The organism is Sinorhizobium mexicanum (genome assembly GCF_013488225.1).
Classification (GTDB): domain Bacteria; phylum Pseudomonadota; class Alphaproteobacteria; order Rhizobiales; family Rhizobiaceae; genus Sinorhizobium; species Sinorhizobium mexicanum.
In genome coordinates this window covers 1073405-1093734 of record NZ_CP041241.1, presented here as the reverse complement: position 1 = coordinate 1093734, position 20330 = coordinate 1073405, and the positions used below count along the sequence as shown (strand labels likewise).

18 protein-coding genes are annotated in these 20330 nt (G+C 60.8%); 7 read left to right on the top strand and 11 right to left on the bottom strand.

Going from position 1 to position 20330, the window contains the following annotated elements:
* Window positions 1–74: 74 nt before the first annotated feature.
* A complete protein-coding gene (locus tag FKV68_RS29210) occupies window positions 75–1886 on the bottom strand; it encodes an ABC transporter ATP-binding protein/permease (protein ID WP_180942418.1) in 1812 nt (603 codons plus the stop codon).
* A 625-nt stretch (window positions 1887–2511) separates the two neighbouring features.
* Between FKV68_RS29210 and FKV68_RS29205 the strand changes: the two genes are divergently transcribed.
* Complete coding sequence (locus FKV68_RS29205) at window positions 2512–2763, top strand: helix-turn-helix domain-containing protein (RefSeq protein ID WP_180942417.1); 252 nt, start codon at window positions 2512–2514, stop codon at window positions 2761–2763.
* Window positions 2764–3083: 320 nt separating this feature from the next.
* Window positions 3084–3773: an alpha/beta fold hydrolase gene (locus FKV68_RS29200; RefSeq protein ID WP_180942416.1), complete on the top strand. Its 690-nt coding sequence runs from the start codon at window positions 3084–3086 to the stop codon at window positions 3771–3773.
* A gap of 60 nt (window positions 3774–3833) precedes the next feature.
* Here the strand turns inward: FKV68_RS29200 and FKV68_RS29195 are convergent, their stop codons facing one another.
* Complete coding sequence (locus FKV68_RS29195) at window positions 3834–4469, bottom strand: TetR/AcrR family transcriptional regulator (RefSeq protein WP_180942415.1); 636 nt, start codon at window positions 4467–4469, stop codon at window positions 3834–3836.
* A gap of 115 nt (window positions 4470–4584) precedes the next feature.
* On the opposite strand from FKV68_RS29195, the gene FKV68_RS29190 reads away from it, so the two are divergent.
* Window positions 4585–5811 (top strand): MFS transporter, encoded by a 1227-nt coding sequence (locus FKV68_RS29190; protein ID WP_180942414.1) that lies wholly within the window; start codon window positions 4585–4587, stop codon window positions 5809–5811.
* Window positions 5812–5891: 80 nt separating this feature from the next.
* On the opposite strand, the gene FKV68_RS29185 is transcribed toward FKV68_RS29190, so the two are convergent.
* Together FKV68_RS29185 and FKV68_RS32955 are read right to left on the bottom strand one after the other, a co-directional pair.
* The gene (locus FKV68_RS29185; protein ID WP_180942413.1) at window positions 5892–6257 is read right to left on the bottom strand and encodes a response regulator; all 366 of its coding nucleotides are present in this window, start codon (window positions 6255–6257) and stop codon (window positions 5892–5894) included.
* Window positions 6254–9124 (bottom strand): PAS domain S-box protein, encoded by a 2871-nt coding sequence (locus FKV68_RS32955; protein ID WP_245181490.1) that lies wholly within the window; start codon window positions 9122–9124, stop codon window positions 6254–6256. Before FKV68_RS32955 ends, FKV68_RS29185 begins: the two co-directional genes overlap by 4 nt.
* A 204-nt stretch (window positions 9125–9328) precedes the next feature.
* Between FKV68_RS32955 and eglC the strand changes: the two genes are divergently transcribed.
* Window positions 9329–10726: an endo-1,3-1,4-beta-glycanase EglC gene (gene eglC / locus FKV68_RS29175; RefSeq protein WP_180942412.1), complete on the top strand. Its 1398-nt coding sequence runs from the start codon at window positions 9329–9331 to the stop codon at window positions 10724–10726.
* 58 nt (window positions 10727–10784) lie between these two features.
* Here eglC and FKV68_RS29170 read toward each other — a convergent pair whose 3' ends face one another.
* Together FKV68_RS29170 and FKV68_RS29165 are read right to left on the bottom strand one after the other, a co-directional pair.
* Complete coding sequence (locus FKV68_RS29170; protein ID WP_180942411.1) at window positions 10785–11774, bottom strand: sugar-binding protein; 990 nt, start codon at window positions 11772–11774, stop codon at window positions 10785–10787.
* 48 nt (window positions 11775–11822) lie between these two features.
* Window positions 11823–12803, bottom strand: a complete 981-nt coding sequence (locus tag FKV68_RS29165; protein WP_180942410.1) for an NAD-dependent epimerase/dehydratase family protein — start codon at window positions 12801–12803, stop codon at window positions 11823–11825.
* Window positions 12804–13063: 260 nt separating this feature from the next.
* Here FKV68_RS29165 and FKV68_RS29160 point away from each other — a divergent pair, with 260 nt between their 5' ends.
* Both FKV68_RS29160 and FKV68_RS29155 read left to right on the top strand, forming a co-directional pair.
* The gene (locus FKV68_RS29160; RefSeq protein WP_180942409.1) at window positions 13064–13804 is read left to right on the top strand and encodes an ATP-binding cassette domain-containing protein; all 741 of its coding nucleotides are present in this window, start codon (window positions 13064–13066) and stop codon (window positions 13802–13804) included.
* 37 nt (window positions 13805–13841) lie between these two features.
* Window positions 13842–14840, top strand: coding sequence for an ABC transporter permease (locus FKV68_RS29155; RefSeq protein WP_180942408.1), 999 nt, complete (start codon window positions 13842–13844; stop codon window positions 14838–14840).
* A 3-nt stretch (window positions 14841–14843) separates the two neighbouring features.
* On the opposite strand, the gene FKV68_RS29150 is transcribed toward FKV68_RS29155, so the two are convergent.
* A complete protein-coding gene (locus FKV68_RS29150; RefSeq protein WP_180942407.1) occupies window positions 14844–16088 on the bottom strand; it encodes a S41 family peptidase in 1245 nt (414 codons plus the stop codon).
* A 286-nt stretch (window positions 16089–16374) separates the two neighbouring features.
* Here FKV68_RS29150 and FKV68_RS29145 point away from each other — a divergent pair, with 286 nt between their 5' ends.
* Window positions 16375–16860, top strand: a complete 486-nt coding sequence (locus tag FKV68_RS29145) for a DUF1772 domain-containing protein (protein WP_180942406.1) — start codon at window positions 16375–16377, stop codon at window positions 16858–16860.
* Window positions 16861–16922: 62 nt separating this feature from the next.
* Here FKV68_RS29145 and FKV68_RS29140 read toward each other — a convergent pair whose 3' ends face one another.
* The 4 genes from FKV68_RS29140 to FKV68_RS29125 form a co-directional block, all read right to left on the bottom strand.
* The gene (locus FKV68_RS29140; RefSeq protein ID WP_245181488.1) at window positions 16923–17480 is read right to left on the bottom strand and encodes a DUF1772 domain-containing protein; all 558 of its coding nucleotides are present in this window, start codon (window positions 17478–17480) and stop codon (window positions 16923–16925) included.
* A gap of 20 nt (window positions 17481–17500) precedes the next feature.
* The gene (locus FKV68_RS29135) at window positions 17501–18631 is read right to left on the bottom strand and encodes a site-2 protease family protein (protein ID WP_180942405.1); all 1131 of its coding nucleotides are present in this window, start codon (window positions 18629–18631) and stop codon (window positions 17501–17503) included.
* Between the two features lie 156 nt (window positions 18632–18787).
* On the bottom strand, window positions 18788–19090 hold the full coding sequence (locus FKV68_RS29130) for a hypothetical protein (RefSeq protein ID WP_180942404.1): 303 nt from the start codon (window positions 19088–19090) through the stop codon (window positions 18788–18790).
* 161 nt (window positions 19091–19251) lie between these two features.
* Entirely contained in the window at window positions 19252–20289 is a 1038-nt protein-coding gene (locus tag FKV68_RS29125; RefSeq protein ID WP_180942403.1) for a LacI family DNA-binding transcriptional regulator, read from the bottom strand.
* Between the last annotated feature and the right edge of the window lie 41 nt (window positions 20290–20330).

The window sequence follows — 20330 nt, the reverse complement described above, 5'->3', positions numbered from 1 at the left end:
TCAAAGCGCTATATCCGTTCCCTGATCTCGAAGCATGATGACTTCGGAATGCGAGCGCCGAAGCCATAGCGCCGTCAAGACGCGCTTGCCGCGAGTTCCTTCTCGTGCAGGCTAGCGCCAAGGTGAATGGGCTTCAGTACGGGACCTTCGGCCTCCTTCACGAGATGGATGACACGGGAGAACAGTGGTCCGTTCCGCGGCGTGCGGCCGATCTTGACGACGGCGGTATCGCGCAGGTCGTCCTCGAAGATGGATAGGGCCAGCTTCATCGCTTCCCCATCCATCGTCTCGAGTGCCTCATCGATGATCACCCAGCGCGGCCGATGGAGAATAAGCCGTGCGAAGGCGAGTGAACGTTGTTCGTCATCGCTCAGTTCGCGCTCCCAGCGCGCTTCACGATCGAGCAACGTGGTCAGCTGATCAAGCCCGACTTTCGAAAGGGCAGCAACAAGGCTCGCATCCGAGAAGTCACCAGCGCGCGGATAGGAAAGCGCGTCGCGCAGTTTGCCCCGCGGAAAATACGGGGAGCGCGGGATGAACGCGACCATCTCGCCAGCCGGCAACCCGACGCGTCCGCTTCCCCAGGGCCAAAGCCTTGCGAGCGCCCGGAAGAGCAGCGTCTTTCCTGCGCGGGGGTCGCCGCTGATGACTACGCGCTGACCGGCGCCGATCTCGATATGCGGTTCGGAAAGCCTGGTACGTCCGCTCGACGACGCGACTTCGAGATTGTCGAAGGTGAGCTTGTTCGTGTCGTTCTCGACGAATTCGATCCGTTTTTCCGCGTCGTGCAGGACGTCCGTCATGATCATGGCGCGGCGGAAGGCGGCGACGCGCAGAAGCGTCGCCCGCCAGTCGGCGATGGCGCTGATATTGGCGACGAACCATTTGAGCGACGTGTGCACCTGGTTGAAGGCGCCGACAGCCATCATCAGGCCGCCGAAGCTGATCTCGCCGGCGAAATAGACGGGCGCGGCGACCAGGATCGGCGCCACAACCGTGACCCAGCCATAGCCGTCCTGGACCCAGCCAAGATTGATCTGGGCACGGTAGATATTGCGCATGGCCCGGAGCACGGTTGCGAGATCGAGTTCCAGACGCCGCCGCTCGCCGGTCTCGCCCCCGGCAAGCGATATGGCATCGATATGTTCGCTGACATGCATCAGCGAGAAACGCAGTTCCGCTTCGCGTGCGTATCGATCCCCGTTCAAGACGATCAGACGCCGCCCGACAAGCCAACTCAGCCAGGATGCCGAGCCGGCGTAAAGGATCGCTGCCCAGACCATATAGCCCGGGATCTCGAGCGAGTAGCCGCCGATGTGGAAAACAAAGCCCGACGAGAGCGCCCAGAGGACGCTCACGAACGATGTGAGGAGGATGGACGACTGCAGAAGGCCGAAACCGAGATCGGTGGTGAGATCGGCAAGATGGCCGGCGTCCTCCTGCATTCTCTGGTCCGGATTGATGCCCATTGCACCGGAGTTGGCAAGCCGGAACGCGCGCAGCGGCCGCATCCATTCGTTGATCAAGTCGAGCGTCAGCCCCTCGCGCAGCCTCAATCGCACCATCTGGTTGAGCCATTGCTGCGTGACATTGAGCACCAGCAGGCCGCCGGCGATGAAGACAAACAACAGGAGCTGATAGAAAAAGGCGTCGAGATCGCGCCGCTCGATCGCGTCAAAGAAAGGCCGGTTCCAGCGGTTGAGGATGATCTGCCCGATCGCTGTCGCAATGATGATCGCGAAGCTGCCGGCCGTAAGCCAGAGGATTGTCTTCAGCAGCGGGGACGCCATGAAGGCATGGCGCATCATGTCGAACTGGTCCCGGAGGCTCGTGCCCTCCGCGCCCGCGGGCTTAGGTGCTGCGTTCGCTCCGGCTTGATTCGTCATCTTCGGTTCCTTCCCTTCAGAAGGGGCAATCCGCCAAAGCCGTTCGGATGCGGCAGGCTGGGCTATCGTCCAGAGTGGGGCACCACCATCGGATTGGAGGATCTTGCGGCCGCACTTGGCCCGGCGACGGAAACAATTCCGCGGAGTGCCGCCTCCAGCCGGCGGAGCCGGTTACAGGGGTCGGCGGCAACTGTCTATTCTGTGAAGAACCAAGACATCCGGCCTCATTGCTGCTGTCGCGATGTCGCGTTCGCGTGTCGAGCAGCAGCCTATGCAAAGCGAATATGCCACTGAAGATCCGGAGGTGCTGAAATGCAGTGAAACTAGAAACCCTCATGATTCCAGTTTATGGCCAACGGCGCCCGCTGGAAACAGCGTTTTGAGTATAGGGGCAGGATCTCGCCTCCGGATGTTAGAAATCCCGTGAGCGCACACAACGACGTCAAGAGCGTGATTGCATTCGATTTTGGTAGCGTGGCGCGAGCCGGTTGCAGTGCGTTTCGCGGTATGGTGGCTTGTCTATGTTACATCGATGACATAAAACGTTACCGCCGTCGCCAAGGCGCGTGTCACCCCCCTCAACATCGAATTTAAAAAAATTCAATGCCAAGAGAAGGAGACATTTATGTCCATTTCACTCGAAAGTTTTGACAATCAGCAAGCCGCCGCCGTCGTCAGCAACGACGTGGCCGCCCGTGTCCGGGCCGCCCGTGAGGCTGTCGGCTACAGCATCGAAGACCTTGCTGTCACTTGTGGCCTCGCCAACGTCGAAATCAGTGAGATTGAAAGCGGTCTGGATAAAACTCCAGCGAAGCTGAAGCGTATCGCATCCGCGCTGCAACTGCCGCTTTCGGACTTCTTGACCGTAGAAATTTGACGGACAAGCCGGCCGGTCCCGCCGCGCGGGCCGGTCGGAAAGTCTCCCGGTCCTCTGCACCACATTGATTTTATTCAGGTAATTCCGGCTCTTCATCAAGCCTCAAGCGGGGAGCCAGATGGTTCAAGCACCAGCGTTCCTTGCCAGCATTCCTCACGCTTCCTTCCGCATCCGCTACTGCATGTTGCCCGAGGCATAGCCGGTTAAAAATATATAGCATTGCGGCGATTCGCTCGGCTCAATGCCCGGTCGGATCTCCCTCGTAGAAGACCGCAGGCTTGGCAGGTTGAGCGGTGAGACCATTTGAAAGAACCGAACGGATGAACATCGTCCTTGTCCCCGGTTTCATGACCGACGGCGAGCTATGGTCGGACATGCTCCGCCGGCTGCATATCAGCGGCCAAATCGTCCATGTCGATCCGACGCGGGCGCAGTCGATTGAGGACATGGCGAGACAAGCACTGATTGACGCGCCAGAGCAGTTCATGCTCGTCGGTTTCTCCATGGGAGGTTACGTCGCGCGCGAGATGGTACGGCTTGCACCACAGCGGATATCGTCGCTCGTGCTGATCGCCACCTCCGCGCGGGGAGATGGGGAAATTCAAGCTCGGCGCAGGTCGGCAGCCGCCGCATTCGATCCGGCCACGTTTCGGGGGCTCAGCACTGCTTCCCTCCGCGCCTCTGTTCACCCGGATCGACACAACGACGTTGACTTGATCGAGCGGATCCATGCGATGAGCGTTCGCCTCGGCGGCAGGGTCTTTCAGCAGCAGACAATGTTTCGCCGTGATGGCGATCTTGAACGTCTCGGCGAGATCCGCCGCGCCACGCTCATCGTCGCGGGAACACAGGACCGCCTCCGCAGTATCGAGGAGGCCGAGGAATTGCGCGATGGCATCCCTGGCGCGGTCATGGAGTTGGTCGAGGCCGGGCATATGATCCCGATGGAAGCACCAGAGGAACTTGCGGCGATCCTGAAACGCTGGCTCCAGGGCCGTTCGGCTCAGTAAGTGGCGGGCAGGCGCCTCGCGGGTGTCGATGGCGCTTGTCGCCGATGTGTTGAAGCTCGTTCAAGATCCTGTTGTTGAAATCGTGGCGCGAGCTTTGACAGTGTCTGCGTCAGGCCTCTTCAGTCGCTCGAGCAGCACCCGGAACGCCTCCACCGCTCTTTGCGATGTTTCCTGCGGGGCCTCCGAGTTGGCGATCCACAAGGCAGCATGGCTGCTGGCACCGTTGATCAGGCGCGCGGTCGCTTCTTCATCGACGTCGATAATCGCTCCGTCCGCCTTGAGTTGGCTCAGGCTCCGACTGAGGGCTGCGATACAGCCGTTGGTGCTTGGCCACTGCGATATGTCCCCGAGGACGGCGGGGCCGTCGCGAAACATGATTCGTTGAATTTCGGGCTCGAGCGCCATCTGGATATAGGCCACACACTCGTCGACGAAGCCCTCCCAGCGCGTGGGTGCTCGTGACGAGACACTGTGCAACCGCGCCGTCATCTCCGCATCCAACTCTTGAATCACCGCCTGCAGCAGCCCCTTTTTGTCTCCGAAGTGGTGATAGAGCGCGCCACGCGTCAATCCCGCGCCTGCCGTGAAATCATCCATTGAGGATTGGGCATAGCCTACCGTTCCGAAGGCGAGCCGGGCAGCGGCAAGCAACTTCGCGCGTGTCTCGGCGATCATGACCGGGCGCGGCTTGCTCATGGAGTCTCCTTCTTCGCATACGGTGCGTATTTTATTTGACATACGGCGCGTATGCAACTACCGTCCACATACGCTACGTATGTAAGTGGGCGTCCTGATGACGAAGGAACACCTCATGTCTAATCCTTACAGGGAGATCTTCAGTGTGCGGGGCGCGAAAGGCTTCTCCGCCGCGGGCTTTTTCGCGCGCCTGCCCATTGCCATGGCACCGATCGGCATTGTCGCCATGCTGTCGCAGACACGTGGGGAGTATTGGATCGCGGGCGCGGTTTCAGCAACATTCGCCCTTACAAATGCGCTTGTCTCTCCGCAAATTTCACGACTGGTCGATCGGCTCGGCCAGTCGGCAGTCATAGCGCCGACCACGGCAGTCTCGGTCCTGGCTTTTATTGCTCTCATCGTGGGAGCGAACCAGGACTGGCCAGCATCGGCGCTGTTCGCGTCGGCGTTTCTAGCGGCGGCGATGCCAAGCATTCCCGCGATGTTGCGGGCGCGCTGGACAGAGATATTCCGCGACCGTCCCGAGCTGAACACGGCCTTTGCCTTTGAGTCGGCAGCGGACGAACTGGTTTACATCGCCGGCGCATCGCTCTCGGTCGGGCTGGCGGTCGCTCTGTTTCCGGAAGCCGGGATTCTGGTCAGCACCATCTTCCTTGCGGTCGGGACGGCTGCTTTCGTCCTGCAGCGGTCTACTGAACCGAAGGTGCGTCACCTGGAGCGCGGCGCTTCCCAAGGATCGGCAATTCGGCTGCGCCCGGTGCAGATCATAACGCTCGCCCTGGTATTCGTCGGCTCGATGTTCGCTACGGCGGAAGTCAGTGCGGTTGCGATTACGAAAGAGCTCGGGCAGCCGAATGCCGCAAGTCTCGTCATCGGCGTCTACGCGATCGGATCGTTCGTCGTCGGCCTGGTCATCGGGGCTCTCAATCCCAGCATGCCGCTGCAGCGGCAGCTGCTGATCGCGGTCAGCGTCCTTGCCGTGACGGCCCTGCCGCTCACTGTTGCCGATACGGTACCGCTTCTGGCACTCGCGGTCTTCGTGAGCGGCATCGCCATCTCGCCGACCTTCATCACGGCCTTTGGCTTGATCGAGCGCCGGGTTCCGGACTCAATGCTGACCGAGGGTGTTACGTGGGTGATGACCGGCATTGGCATCGGCATGGCGCTCGGGGCGTTCGTGGCGGGCTGGGTAGTCGACAACTTCGGCGCGCAGAACGGCTTCTTCGTATCCGTAATCGCCGGCGTGGCGTCCGTCGCGATCATCGCTTTGGGTCAGCGGACATTGGCCGGAGGCAGAATGGAAGCTGCTGCGGGGACGCTGCCCCAACCCGCTGCAGAGTAGGAAAGAGCTCAACGATGACGGGGCATTCAGATAGAAGCAGAATGGCCCGCCTTCGGTGTCGGCATCCACGGGGCGGGCTGTCATTTCGCGTTCAGAAGGCTTTCGACCTTCCTGATCAGTTCCGGGCCGTCGAAAGGTTTTGCCAGGCGAGGCAATGCGCGAAATCGCTCCGGCAAGTCTGACGCCGTATAACCCGTCAGCAGCAAGACGGGCAGCCCCCGCTCAAGCAGTTCATCGACGAGCGGATAGACAAACTCGCCGCGCAGGTTCAGGTCCAGCGTGGCGACTTCGAACGTCTGTTCCCGCGACGCAGTAATCGATCCCTGCAACGTCGTGAAGGGGCCCACGACAACGTAGCCGGCTGCGACAAGGTCGTCCTCGATCTGCAATGCCACCAGGAATTCGTCCTCGACGACGAAGACCCGGCACCCCTCAGGCTTCATCATTCGGCGCCCCTGAGGTAAGGCACGTCGATCGTGCAGTTCAGCCCGTGCAATGCAAACTCCAGGCGGACATCGCCGCCGAGATCGGAAGCGAGAACCCGTTCGAGAAGCAAGCGGCCGAAACCGTTGCGGCCCGGCGGGGAGACTGGCGGACCTCCCGTCTCGCGCCAGCGGATGCAAAGCCGGTTCTCGATCGGATCGACCGCCCAATCGACTCGTACTCGACCGGACTTGACGGACAACGCGCCGTGCTTGGCGGCATTGGTGGCAAGTTCGTGTGCAGCCATGCCGAGCGTCAGGGCATGTTTTGGTGGCAGAGTCGTTGGTGGGCCGTCCAAAGAGATGTTGTCCACGTCCTCATTTCGATAGGGAGCCAGCTCATCGGAGAATATCGTCTGCAGGGAGACGCCCGACCATCTGGTTTCCGCAAGACGGGTATGTGCCTGTGCCAACGCCCGGATGCGGGCATCGAACGATCGCTGCGCATCGCGTGCGTCCGGGTTCGTCGAAAAAGACTGCCGCGCGATCGAGTTGACGGTGGCCAGCGTATTCTTCACGCGGTGGCTGAGTTCAGCGACCAGCAAGTCCCGCTGCGCCTCAGCCTCTTTTCGCTCGGTGATGTCCATACAGATGCCGGCCAGACGCTCACCCGCCGTGCTGCCAGGGGGCGAGAACCGGCCAAAGGCTTCCATCCAGCGTATCGTTCCGTCGAGCAGGCGCATGCGGTAGGCGACATGATAGTCCTCGCGGGTCTCAAGGGCTCTCTCGATCGCCTGTTCGACGGCCGGGAGATCGGCGGGATGAATGTCACGCTTGAAGTCTGCAAGGGTCCCCTCGAATGTTCCGGGCTCGAGATGATGAAGCACCTCAAGCCCGGGTGACCAGATTACCCTGCCGCTCTGCAAGTTCCACTCCCAGGCGCCCATCCGCCCGGCATCCAGAGCCATTTTCAGCCGGCGCTCACTCTCTCGCAGGGCCTCTTCGGTCTGCTTGCGCTCGGTGATGTCGATGAAGGCGGCCACGGCGCCGGTCACTTCCCCGAGTGCGCTTCTCATCGGGGTTGCGTTGCCGAGGAGATGGCGTGATGTACCATCCTCGAATCGGATCTCCTCTTCGAAGTTTTCGACCTCTTCTCCGCGTGCTGCGCGCTGCACGGGCAGTTCATCAGCAGAGAGCATCCTGCCAGCCGAAAAAGTCTGGAACCCGGAGGGCCGCTCATCAGCGGGCGCCGAAAGAGAGAGGTTCGAACCCGGCGGCAGGTCAAGCAACTCGTAGGCGCTTCGGTTGCCTTCGATGACACGGCAGTCAGCCGTTCGTGTTATCCAGATGGGGGTCGGCACCGCCTCCATGATGGCCTGCAGTTCGGCCGCGCGTGCCCGCTCGTTGGCCTCGTTGCGCCGCAGTTGCTCCTCCGCGAGTTGCCTTGCCCGTTCAGCCCGGATGCGCTGGATGCTGAAACCGAGCTGTCGAGCGATTGTCAGCGCGAGGCTGATCTCCGTCTCGGTGAACACATGTGGCTTGTCGTAATAGGCCATGAACTTGCCGATCAGCCTTCCTCCGGCAATCAAGGGAATGAACCCGAGTGCGGCAATACCTTCCGAGGCGATTGTCGCTTTGAGATCGTCGGAAAAGTCAGCTTCAGTGACGTCTTTAACGAAGATGGGATCCGGATCGCGGGCGTCCGAAGTCCATGGAGAATGGCCGTCGACCGCATGGCGGTAATGTTCCGACAATCCGCTCCAGGCGACGAAGCGCATCGTATCGGACTGGTCGAACAACAAAATCGACGCGCGGCTGCAGTTAAGCGCCGCTCTGATAGCGTCCAACGCCGCGTCGTAGACCTCTTCAATCCCCTTCGCGCGGTGAAGCTTTTCGGTGAGACGGTAGAGGGAAGCTTGCTCGCGCAGCCGCGCTTGCATTATCTCTTCGGCTCGCTTCTGTTCGGTGATGTTGCGGGCGATTTTCGAGGCACCGATTATACGGCCTGTGGCATCTCGAACGGGGGAAACCGTGAGCGAAATATCCACAAGGCTTCCGTCCTTGCGCTGACGCTTCGTTTCGTAGTGATCGATGCGCACCCCATTGCGGATGCGATCGAGAATACGGGGCTCCTCATCCTCATGGCCGGGCGGCATGAGAATGGTGATCGGCTTCCCGATCACTTCATCGGCGGCGTATCCAAAAAGACGCTCGGCACCGTTGTTCCAGCTGGTGACGATGCCGTTCAAGTCCTTGCTGACGATGGCATCGTCGGAGGACTCGACGATCGCTGCGAGAAACCGGGAATCCTGTTCGGCGCTTTGGCGGCGTTCAGCCTCGCGCTGGCTGTCGAGCAGTAGATCTGCGTCGTTGACCGCTGCTCCTGCGTGTACCTCGCTGGAGCCGGAGACGACCGCGTCCAGGACCTCTATTCGCTCTGCCTTCGAGCTCAGGATAGTTGCCAAGCCGTTTCGTTCGCTGATGTCGACAAGGAGATTGATCGCTCCCGTCATCGTCCCCGACTTGTCGAAGATCGGTGTCGGGTAGGGAAGGATCGGAACCATCGTTCCATCCGGTCGCACAGCCATAATCTCATGCCCCTTGATTGCGCGCCCTTCCTTGAGCGTCTGGGCCATCGGACACTCGTCATGGGGCAGAACTGACCCGTCCGCGCGACGCAACTCCCAGCTGACGCACCAACGATCCTTGCCGAGCTCGGGCTCCCTGCCGGCGAGATCCGCGGCCGCCTGATTGAAGTAGGTAATGATGCCCTCTCGGTCCGTGGCGTAGACCGCCATAGGCAATGCATCGAGCACCGCCTGAAAATCCGGCGAATTCAATGCACCGATTTTGCTCCCCAAAGTTTTTGGCAGAGCCTCCGCGCTGCACATAGGTCCCTCCGCAAGCGCTCGCTGACCCGGGGAAACGCGGCACGGGCGGGTTTGTTCCGGATAGGCACATACGCCGCCTGCCTTAGAACCCCCAAGGTCACACGGTAGATCGTCGGAAAACCCGATGTTAGGTTCCCGGCCGGGTGGAGTAGGGCCTGCGCGGCCCAGTGGAGGAGACCGAGTAGATAAATCGGAGATGTTTTTATGAGCAAAACTGTGCTGAACGCCGTGGGCAAGCCGCTTTATTACAGCGGAAGTTCGACTGCGTGGTTTTCCGCCACCGGATCGGGCCCCACACTCTACGGGACGTCCGGCAACGATTCCATTTGGGGCGACAGTTCCGTCAATGTCACCATGATTGGCGGCAAAGGCGACGACATTTACTATCTCTACTCCGGGATTAATAGAGCGCGCGAGGTGGCGGGCGAGGGTGTCGATACAATCAACACCTGGATGAGCTATACGTTGCCGGACAATTTCGAGAACCTGACCGTCACCGGCAACGGACGTTTCGCCTTCGGCAATGACGGCGACAATATCATCACCGGCGGCTCCGGCAGCCAGACGATCGACGGCGACGGCGGTAACGACGTGCTGACCGGGGCGGGCGGCGCCGACATCTTTGTCTTTTCGAAGGGCAATGGCAGCGATCTGATTACCGATTTCAGTTCGAATGATGTCGTGCGGCTGAACGGCTACGGTGTCACCTCGTTCGACCAGATGCTCGACAATATGGTGCAGGAGGGGGCCAATCTCCGCCTTAGCTTCGCCAATGGCGAAAGCCTGGTCTTCGCCGATACGACCGTCGACGAACTGCAGGCAAGCCAGTTCCAGTTGAGCCTCGACCGCTCTGCTCTGACGCAGAGCTTTTCCGACGATTTCAACACCCTCCAGCTTCATGACGGCGCGAGCGGTATCTGGGATGCCAAATTCTGGTGGGCACCCGAAAAGGGAAGCACGCTCACGGGTAACGGCGAACTGCAATGGTATATAAATCCGGCCTACCAGCCGACGGCATCCGCTAATCCGTTTTCTGTCAACAATGGTGTCCTGACGATCACCGCGGCGCCGGCGTCCGATGCCATTCAGGCCGAGATCAACGGTTTCGATTATACCTCCGGCCTGCTCACGACCCATTCGTCCTTTGCCCAGACCTACGGCTATTTCGAGATCCGCGCCGACATGCCGGACGACCAGGGCGTCTGGCCGGCCTTCTGGCTGCTTCCGGCCGACGGCTCCTGGCCGCCGGAGCTGGATGTCGTCGAGATGCGCGGGCAGGACCCGAACACCATGATCGCCACCGTCCACTCCAACGAAACGGGCTCGCAGACCAGCATCGCAAGCGCCGTCAAGGTCGCTGACACCAGCGGTTTCCACAAATACGGGGTGCTTTGGACGGAAGACGAGATCGTCTGGTACTTCGATGACGTCGCGGTCGCACACGCCGACACGCCTTCGGACATGCACGAGCCGATGTACATGCTCGTGAATCTCGCCGTTGGGGGCATTGCAGGCACGCCCGCTGACGGCCTAGTCGACGGGGCTGAAATGAAGATCGATTATATCAAGGCCTATTCGCTCGACACCGACTGGCACATCTAAGCGATTTTATCTTGGGTGGAGACCGGCATGAAAAGCTGCCGGCCTCCACCACGGGACGTTACTTCTGAATGCAGGTGTCGACCGTGTCCTTGGTGCATTCGTCGAGGCCCGTGAACACCGGATCTTCGACCGGCTTGCCGGCGATCAGGTCCATCATCACAGATGGCGCCTTGTAACCCATCTCGAACGGCCGCTGGCCGACGAGCGCTGTTACGAGGCCCTCGCGCGCGATCGCGACTTCGTCGCCGATGGTGTCGGCGGCGCCGATGACGAACTCGTTCTTGGCGATCTTGTCGGCCATCGGCTTGAAGAGGTCGCGGTAGGGTTGCGGTGCACCGAACAACGGCCAGCCGCCCATGATGCCGAAGGCATCGAGGTCCGGGTTGGCCGCAAGGATATCGGTCATGGCCTGGACGCCCTTGGCTCCGTCGTCATTGGTGAACACCGGGCAGCCGGCGACTTCGGTCCAGCCACCTTCACCCTTCAGCTCTGCCAGACCCTTTTGGCCGGTCAGCGTGTCGCGCATCCCCTGGGCGCGGCGCAGAATGTTGTCTGCACCGGGGTTGCCTTCGATCGTGCAGATCTTGCCACCGTCGGGTTTGGCCTTCTTGATGTATTCGGCGATCCGCGCGCCCATCAGGTAGTTGTCGGTGCCAAGATAGGTTTTGCGCAGTGCCGAATCTTCTGCGGCGAGATCCGCATCCAGCGTCATAACCGGAATCGACGGATTGGCCGTCTTCAGTGTTTGGGCTATGAGTTTCGCGTTTGACGGTGAGATGGCGATGGCGGCCGTCTCCGCCTTGCCGAGCATATCCTGAACAATCTGCGCTTCGCCAGCCTCGTCCGATGTCGATGCCGGTCCGGTGTAGAAGCACTCAAATTCCGAATCCGGGTTTTCCTTGTTCCACTTCTGGCAACCCTGGTTGATCGCTTCGAAAAACGGGTTGTCGAGGCCCTTCACGACAATGACGAGCTGTTTCTTCTGGGCCATGGCCGTTCCGGCGCTGAGTGCCAAGACGGCAACGGCAAGCAATAGTGCCTTCCTCATTCCTTCCTCCCTTGAAACAAACGGGCACCCACGCGCCCGCCACACAAATCAACCCGGGTACCAGACGACGCGCGGATCATCCCCCGAACGCTCGTATTGCCAAGCCGAGTCGATAAGCTTCTCCATGTCGTACTCAGGTCGCCAGTTCAGCAGGTACTTCGCCTTGCTGTTGTCCATCCAGTTCGAGTGAAACTGGCTTGCTATGTCGACGGAAGCGAGGCCGCGGGTGCGGGCGAGATAAGCGGCGACCTCGCCATAGTCGACCGGGCTGTCCATTGAGATATTGAAAAGCTGCCGCGTCGCGCGTGGATTGTCGATCGCCGCCAATATGGCGGAGACCAGGTCATCGACATGCACGAAATTGCGTTTCAGCGGCCGCCCGTCGGCATCGCGCAGCAGCGGCACCGTGCCGTTTTCGGCGTAGCGTTTTGCGTCGGCCTGCGGAACGAGGCTCTTCCACACCGGGCCGCCGAAGACGTTATCGCCGAACGACAGCGTGTACTTGAAGTCGTCCTTCTCCATGATCCACGGCGCGCGCAGGCAGCAGCCATTGAGGCCGTACTGGATGCCGAACTGCTCCAGCATCACCTCCTCGAGCACCTTCGACAGCGCGTAGCACCCGGGATACGCCTGATGCGGCACCTTCTCTGTAATCGGCCCGTCATGGCGGTAGTAAAAATGGCCCATACTGGCGTCGCCGCCGATGAGGATGAACTGGGACGCGGTCGCGCTTGCGCGGAACTCCTCCAGCAGCCAGAAAAGCCCCTTGACCGTGACATCGATGACGTCGTCGGGTGTTTCCTTGCAGGTGGCGAGGTGCACCACATGGGTGACGTCGGCGAGCGCTTCAGACACGACGCGCCGGTCGGCGATCGATCCGCGCGCCACCTCGACCCGGTCGGTTTCGGGGCACAGACGATTATGACAAAGCGCACGGATGCGCGCCTTGGGAAATCGCGGATCGTCAAGCAGCCCAGCAATGAAGTGCCGCCCGACCTTGCCCGTTGCACCGGTGACAAGGATCAGCATGCTCTTGCTCCCCTTTTCAAAGCTAATATCCGCGTGCTTCGCTCGTCAACGAGTATTTGTAATACAAAACGGATTCTTGCCCGCGTCGAGCGACTTAAATCGCAGGACAATCGATTGACGCTGTCGCAAGGATTTGCGTAAATTCGCATAATCGCTCTCTGGGGGAGAAAATCGGAGAAGCGGGATCGCGACGGCTCCGCATCCAGGGTGGAGGGTTTGGAGCGGCCGCAAGCCTAAGGCTATCGGGAGGATAGAAGGCCGTGGCGGTTCTCGAACTCGCCAACATTTCCAAACATTTTGGCGCCATCCAGGCGGTCAGCGACGTTTCGCTTTCGCTGGACGCAGGGCAAGTGGTGGGCCTGATGGGCGATAACGGCGCCGGCAAGTCTACATTGGTCAAGATGATAGCTGGCAACTTTCGGCCAAGCCACGGCACCATGCGCCTCGACGGCGAGGAACTGGTGCTTCATCGACCCGTGGAGGCGCGCAAATACGGGATCGAGATCGTCTACCAGGATCTGGCGCTCTGCAACAACCTGACGGCCGCGGCAAATGTGTTCCTCGGACGCGAACTGCGGCGCGGTCTCGGTCCGCTGCGCATTCTCGACCACAAGACAATGTACAAGCGTGCCGGCGAAATTTTCAGGGAGCTGAAATCGGAAACGCGACCGCGTGATCTAGTCAAGCAGATGTCGGGCGGTCAGCGGCAGGCGGTGGCAATTGCCCGCACGATGCTCTCCGAGGCAAAGATCGTGCTCATGGACGAACCCACCGCCGCGATCTCGGTCCGTCAGGTGGCGGAAGTCTTGAACCTGATACGGGAACTTCGCGACCGGGGCATTGCGGTCATCCTGATCAGCCACCGTATGCCGGACGTCTTCGACGTCGCCGACCGTGTCATTGTGATGCGGCGGGGCCGAAAGGTGGCAGACAAGCCGATTGCCTCAAGTTCACCGGAAGAAGTTACCGGACTAATTACCGGCGCGATTGAACAAGTCTGATGGCACTACAGCGCCGCGAGAGAGACGAAGGTCGACGATGGCAACAACGCTGGAACGGACCATAGAACACAGGCAGCAAACCTGGCCCGCGGCGTTGCTCGCGAGCCAGACGTTCTGGGTGCTGATCGCGGTGATCTTCGCCTGCATATTCTTGTCTTTCGCCACCGACTCCTTCGCCACCGCCAAGAATCTCTACAACATCACCCGCAACGTGACCTTCGTTGCGATCATCGCTCTCGGTATGACCCTGGTCATCATTACCGGCGGCATCGATCTCTCTGTCGGATCCGTGCTGTGCCTATGCAGCATGGTACTCGCCGTCGTCATGCATGCCGGCTACAGCATCGAGGTCGGCATTGCCGCCTCGATCGGCACCGCGCTTCTGATCGGCGCCTTCAACGGAGTCATGATCGCCTATCTCGGGTTTCCACCCTTCGTAATCACGCTTGGCATGCTGTCGATCGCACGCAGCCTGGCGATGGTGGCGTCCAACAATACCGTGGTTTTTCAGTTCGGACCGGATCACGACAAGTTGCTGGCGCTCGGCGGCGGCGCATGGTTCTTTGGAATCGCCAATCCCGTGCTCTACATGATCGCGCTGGCGCTCCTCACCGGTTTCGTGCTGCGCTGGACCAAGTTCGGCCGCTACGTCTTCGCCATCGGCGGCAACGAGCAGGCGGCCACACTGACGGGCGTTCCGGTCAGAAGGATCAAGGTTGCGGTCTACATGATCTCCGCGCTCGCGGCCGGGATTGCCGGCATCATTCAGACCGGCTGGCTCGGCGCCGTTACCACCAACATCGGCGCGGGAATGGAACTTCAGGTCATTGCCGCGGCGGTGATCGGCGGGGCCAATCTCGCCGGTGGCGTCGGCACGGCCTCTGGAGCGCTGATCGGCGCGGCGCTCATCGAAGTGATCCGCAACAGCCTTGGCCTGCTTGGGATCAATGCCTTTTGGCAGGGCACCTTCATCGGCGGCGCCACGGTGCTCGCCGTCCTGTTCGACCGGATCCGCAACTTCCGGCAGAGCGAATGAGCCTCAGCCCTTCACCAGAATTCGCCGCATCTCCTCGATCGCGGCGTCGAACTGCGGGTCCTTTCCTGCCGCGTAAGGCAGGCTGAATGGCACCGGAATGTCGGGATCGACGCCTCGGCCCTCAAGCCGAAGCCCCTCGTCGATGACGGCGTCCGAGACTGCCAGTTCCAGCAGGCTGTCGTCAGGCAGCAGATAGGCGCGACCCGCGAGCAGAGCACCGGCCGTTCGCGTGCCGACGAGCGGAATTCCGTTCATTTTCAAGGCGTAGGCGAAGAGTTCTAATCCACTCCTGGCACCCTCGTCGATGATCGCCACCACCGGCCGGCGCCAGCGCACGTTGGCGAGTGTCTCCTTTCCCCCTCGCGAGATCAGCCGGAACGTCGGCGTGTCGCCGACGAAAAGCTCGGCCGCGTCCGCAGGCCCGCCGCCCCACCGGCCGCGCAGGTCGACGATCACACCGTCGGCATCCTTGAGGCGCCCGGTCGCGAGTTCGCGGGCCACGATGTCCAGCCCATCTTCCGTCGAGAGCGTCCACAGTCGAACATAACCGATCCGCCGTCCGTCATGCTCCGTCACTTTTACGCTGCTCTCGATCGCCCGCTCGAATGTCCGCAGCGGCCTCAGTCGCTCGACAGTAACCTTGACGGCGATCGGCACGGCGCCTGGCTGACGCCGCAAGCGAACTTCGACGGTTCGCCCGACCTTGTCTCGAAAGGATTCGACCTCGCGGTAGGGGGCGCCATCGACCGAGAGGATCTCGTCGCCGACGAGAATTCCCGCGCGGTCGGCAGGCGAGCCGTCATAAACATCGGTGACGAACCGCTGGCCATTGCTCTGCGTTACCATGCCGATGCCGGCATAGTTCACTTCCCCATCCGGCGGAAACAATCGCCGCATGTCGTTGCGGACGGCAAAGCGGAATATATCGATGAGCTCGAAATAGTCGATCGTATCGCGTTTGAAGCGGGCGGTATGCGACGCACCGAGGCTGGCGAGGACAGTATCGATTGCCTTGTCGACCTCAACCTGTGAGCTCTTGGCGGTTAGCGGCACATCTTCAATTTCCCGGCGCACCGCTGCGACGAACCGGTCGAGCGCCGATGCGTCGTGAAAATTGTCGACCGTGAGTTCGACCGCCCGGTCGAAGACCGGCTGTCCCGATCGCGGCGGCTCGAGGGCGAGGGCTCGCCCGGATGTGAAAAATAACAAAAGTATGAGGGGGAGGGAGCCGACCGTCCTTGCGCGCATGGGCCGATTTCCGTTTCTGTTTCGGCTACTGCATGTTTCCTTAAATCGCCGATTTAAAGGATAAAAACATGCAGCAATTCAAAGTGCTACAGCGTCCTCTGCGCGTCTGATAAAACGCGCGGCGCTGTAGTATCGGCGAAACCGCGGCTGGATTGCGACGCCGGCAAACAACATTCCGTGAGTGTCGTGCCGATCTCGCGGTGTCTTCGGTGGTCGGAGAACATTGGGCGGAACAATGCACAACCGAGTGATGTTCAGTGGTTTGGTGCGGCTCGAAGGACGAACGATGATCCTCTATCTGACTGCTCTTGGTTCGCTTTTGTTGACAGCGCTCAGCCTCGGCCCGTCATTTGCCCATGTGCTGGAGGCGCCGCCGCGACTGAGTGTGTGGTCGCCTGAGCTCTGGCGAGAGGCGACAGTCTTCAACGGCCAGTTCGAGTTGTTCGCCAGAATTGGCGGTCCGCTCGACATCGCGGCCATATTGGTCGCGGCTCTGCTGACTTATCTGCTCGCGGGCGAGCGACTGGCCTTCTGGTTCGGCCTGGCCGGAACGTGCCTGTTGACACTAGGCCTCGTGGCGTGGTTCACGCTCGTTGCGCCGGTAAACGCCATATTGGCTACCTGGACACCTGGCCCCATCCCCACAGATTTCGCATCGATCCGGCTGCGTTGGGAGACGGGACATGTGGTCGTTGCGACAGCAAAGCTGCTCGCGCTCGTATCGATAAGCATGGCAGTGTTAGCGCCGCGGCTGTCGGATGGGAACACCTGATCGACATTCGTTTTGCAACTGATGATCTCGACGAGCAACCGCCACCTCAGCCGCCGTATGAGCTAGAGTGCGACCGCCATCACAAGAAGGATCAGGCTGATCAAACCAAGCGCGGCCCGTGCGACATGGGAGAACTCCCACCGATCACGAAGATAGGTCCAATCCGGATCGCCGGAATCGCCAGGACCGCGCGAAGCGGCCAGTGAGAAGAAGCCGGCGCTCACCCCCTTCAATTCGACATCCTTGAGCCAAAAGTTGTTCACCGGGTGCGTCAGGATCCAGTACGTCGCCTGCATGGCCAACAATCCGATGAAGGCGGAGGCTATCAGCCAGAAAGCCAGCGTGGCGGGAGGCATCAAGAACAGGAGAATAGCGCTGAATAACAGGCTGAGAGGCTCGGCTGCGCCTCCGATGGTGAAGCCGGGATAGTAGATCGGTTGAATGGCGAAATACTGTTCCTTGGCCAGTCTGAGCTTGCCGGGCAACTCGAGCGCGTGCGCGAGTGCGAGCGCCATGGCAATCGCCACGACGGTGATCGTCAGAACCTGCAAGGCGAGAAACATGGTCGAACCCCGTTCGGCTTCAGAGGCCGAACGCTTCAGTCCAGGTTCGGTTCCCATGCCGTTTCCCGCCGAAAGAGTCAAAAGTGGGTGGGATCACCCTTCCCCCGGCGCAGGTGGCCGAAACGGAAGCTGCCCGATACCGCCGCGCGCACCATCATCATTTCGCCGATCGTCTCATGGGTCATGAGACCGACAAGATGGTCCGAACCGTCGACCACCGCAACGGCGGGAGAACTTGTCTGCTGCATCAGTTTCAGGCTCTCCTCGAGGCGCTTGCGGTAGTGGATCCGCGGTATGTCGTTACGCATCGCGCTGACGACCGGCGTTTCGGCCCCTCTTTCCTTCAGAGTGCGGATCATGTCGTCGCGTGTCAGCAGGCCCTCGAAGCGACCGGTGGCGTCGACGACGGGGAACTCGCGTTGCGTCGTTGCAAGGAGCATCTCGATCGCTTCGTCGATCGTCGCCGAGCGGTCGAGTCTTGCGAATTCGGTGACCATGACATCGGCGACGAGGACGCTGCCGGACACGGCGCGAATATGCGCGTTCTGTGCTTCGGCCGTCGCGGCCAGGTAGACGAAGATGCCGATGAAGATCAGAAGCGGATTATAGAAAAGGCCGACGAAACCAAAAACGAAGGCAAGGCCCTGGCCGATTGCTGCAGCGATCTCCGTCGCCCTTGCCCAGGTGAGACGCGAGGCGAGGGCTGCGCGCAGCACCCGGCCCCCATCCATTGGAAAGGCCGGAATCATATTGAAAAGCACGAGGAACACGTTGACCCCGGCAAGCCTTGCGAGAAAGCTCCTTCCGGGATCTTCCACTTCGGCCATCTGCTCCATGCCGACCGAACCGCCGAGCGCAAGAAAGATGAGCCCGGCGATCACGACATTGACGAGGGGACCGGCTATGGCGATCACAAACTCCTCGCGAGGTTCCTCGGGCATGCGTTCGAGGCGTGCCACGCCGCCGATCGGGAGCAGCGTGATATCCGGCGTGTTGATTCCGAAATAGCGTGCCGCGGCGATGTGCCCGAACTCGTGCAGCACGACGCAGACGAAGACGGCAATGATGAAGATGATCCCTTCCCAGGCGGCAGGCGCCCCGCCAATCCGGTAATGCATCAGCCATATCCAGACAAGCAGGAGGGCAAAGGTGACATGCAGCCGTATCGCCGTGCCAGCGATCGTTCCAATCCTGAGAGACCAACCCATGCGCGTCTCGCTCCCGCATCCTGTTGCCGGTAGGCAGTCTTCCTCGTCTTTGATCGCCCGTCGGCCGAGGCGCCGACAACGCTATGATAGTCGATTACCCCGGCTTCGCCATGGCGAAGGTGCCATTTGCGAGGGTCGGGCTCTTTCAAAAAATGTTCAATAGGCCCGCGGCGGCACGAACAGACAAATTGTCTTGCTGTGCTCCTCACCCGCGGCGGAGCACCAATGGTAGTAGCCGTCCGGCGAGATGCGTACTCTTCCGTCGGTGTAGGGAAGTACCTCACCGGTCGCCTTGATGATATAGCCTTGCGGACGTTCGCTTATTGCCGTCTGGGTGACTTGACGACAATCCATGTTTGAGCAGCAGGAGTTCGGGTATTTCCATCCGCTTGGGGCGTCATGGGCAAAGGCGGTCGTGGACAGCCCGAGAAGGGCGGGGACGAGGAAAATTCCGCGCATTGCAATCTCCTTTCAGGGGGGCTCCGACGGGAGACACAGGCCGAAGCCGACAATTGACCTAAATCTTCAAACGCCGAAGTTGCGGAAATGATCCATTTGCCGCTGTCGGCAGGATCAGATTGGGCGACAAGCACGCCAGCCCCGGGAGTGTCTGCGTACACTCAGCGCCGAGGGGCGCGGAACGGATCGCTCTCGCCCTCGACAAGTTCCATCTGCCAGACCCTGTTTGCGGGGGCCTGCGGATAATGATCCTTGAAAGCCGGCATGGCGGAAAGCAGGGTTTCCGCCAGCGCAATGCCTAGATCGCGAAGAGACAGGCGGAAGCAGGTGAGTGGCGGAGAGAGGAAATGCGCGTGCGGGCTGTAGCGCCCGATCACGGCGATGTCGCGCCCTGGCTTGACACCCGCTTCGGAGAGCGCCTGGTAGAAGCCGATTGCGATCGTTTCGTTGATCAGCACGATCGCCGTCGGCGGCTCATCGAGCGCGAGAAGGTCACGAGCGATCTGGTAGCCGCCCGCTTCGTTCGGTGTCGAGCGGAAGATCAGATCCTCGTCTAGAGCTAGGCCGTGCGCCGCCAGCGCCCGGCGGCAACGATCGACGAAGATGTAGCCGAGGTTGATGTCGTCGTGCGGCCGCGTGATGGCGATGCGCCGATGCCCGCGGGCAACCAGCCGATCGATCGACGCCTGCGCCATGCCCTCGAAATCGAGATCGAGCCAAGGCTGACCGGCATCTGTCAGGCTTCGGCCGAGCGTGACGAAGGGGATGTTGCGTTCGGCCAGGAATTCGATGCGGGGATCGTCTCGCTGGGTTGCCGACAGGATCAGCCCGTCGGCGAAGCCGCGCGCCACGACGCGGCGCAGATAGTCGCTCGGATCTTCCTCAGACGAGCAGAGCAGGGCGACGAGGTCGAGCTTGTGTCTGGCAAAGACCGCCTGAACACCGTCGAAAACACTCATGAAGAATATGTCGCCCTGGCCGGTGATCTCCGTGCCCGTCTGCATCATGAAGCCGATGATATTGGTCGTGCCCTGCCGCAGGCTGCGGCCCGATTGGTTCGGAACGTAACCAAGCTCCGCGGCGGCCTGCAGCACGCGCCTGCGGGTCTCTTCATTGACGTCAGGCTTGCCGTTGAGCGCCCGCGAGACGGTTCCGATGGAAATATCGAGATGTTGCGCAAGGCGCCGAATTCCCTTCATCCCGGGTGTGATCCTCCATCATTCATCGGTCGTTCTCCGAA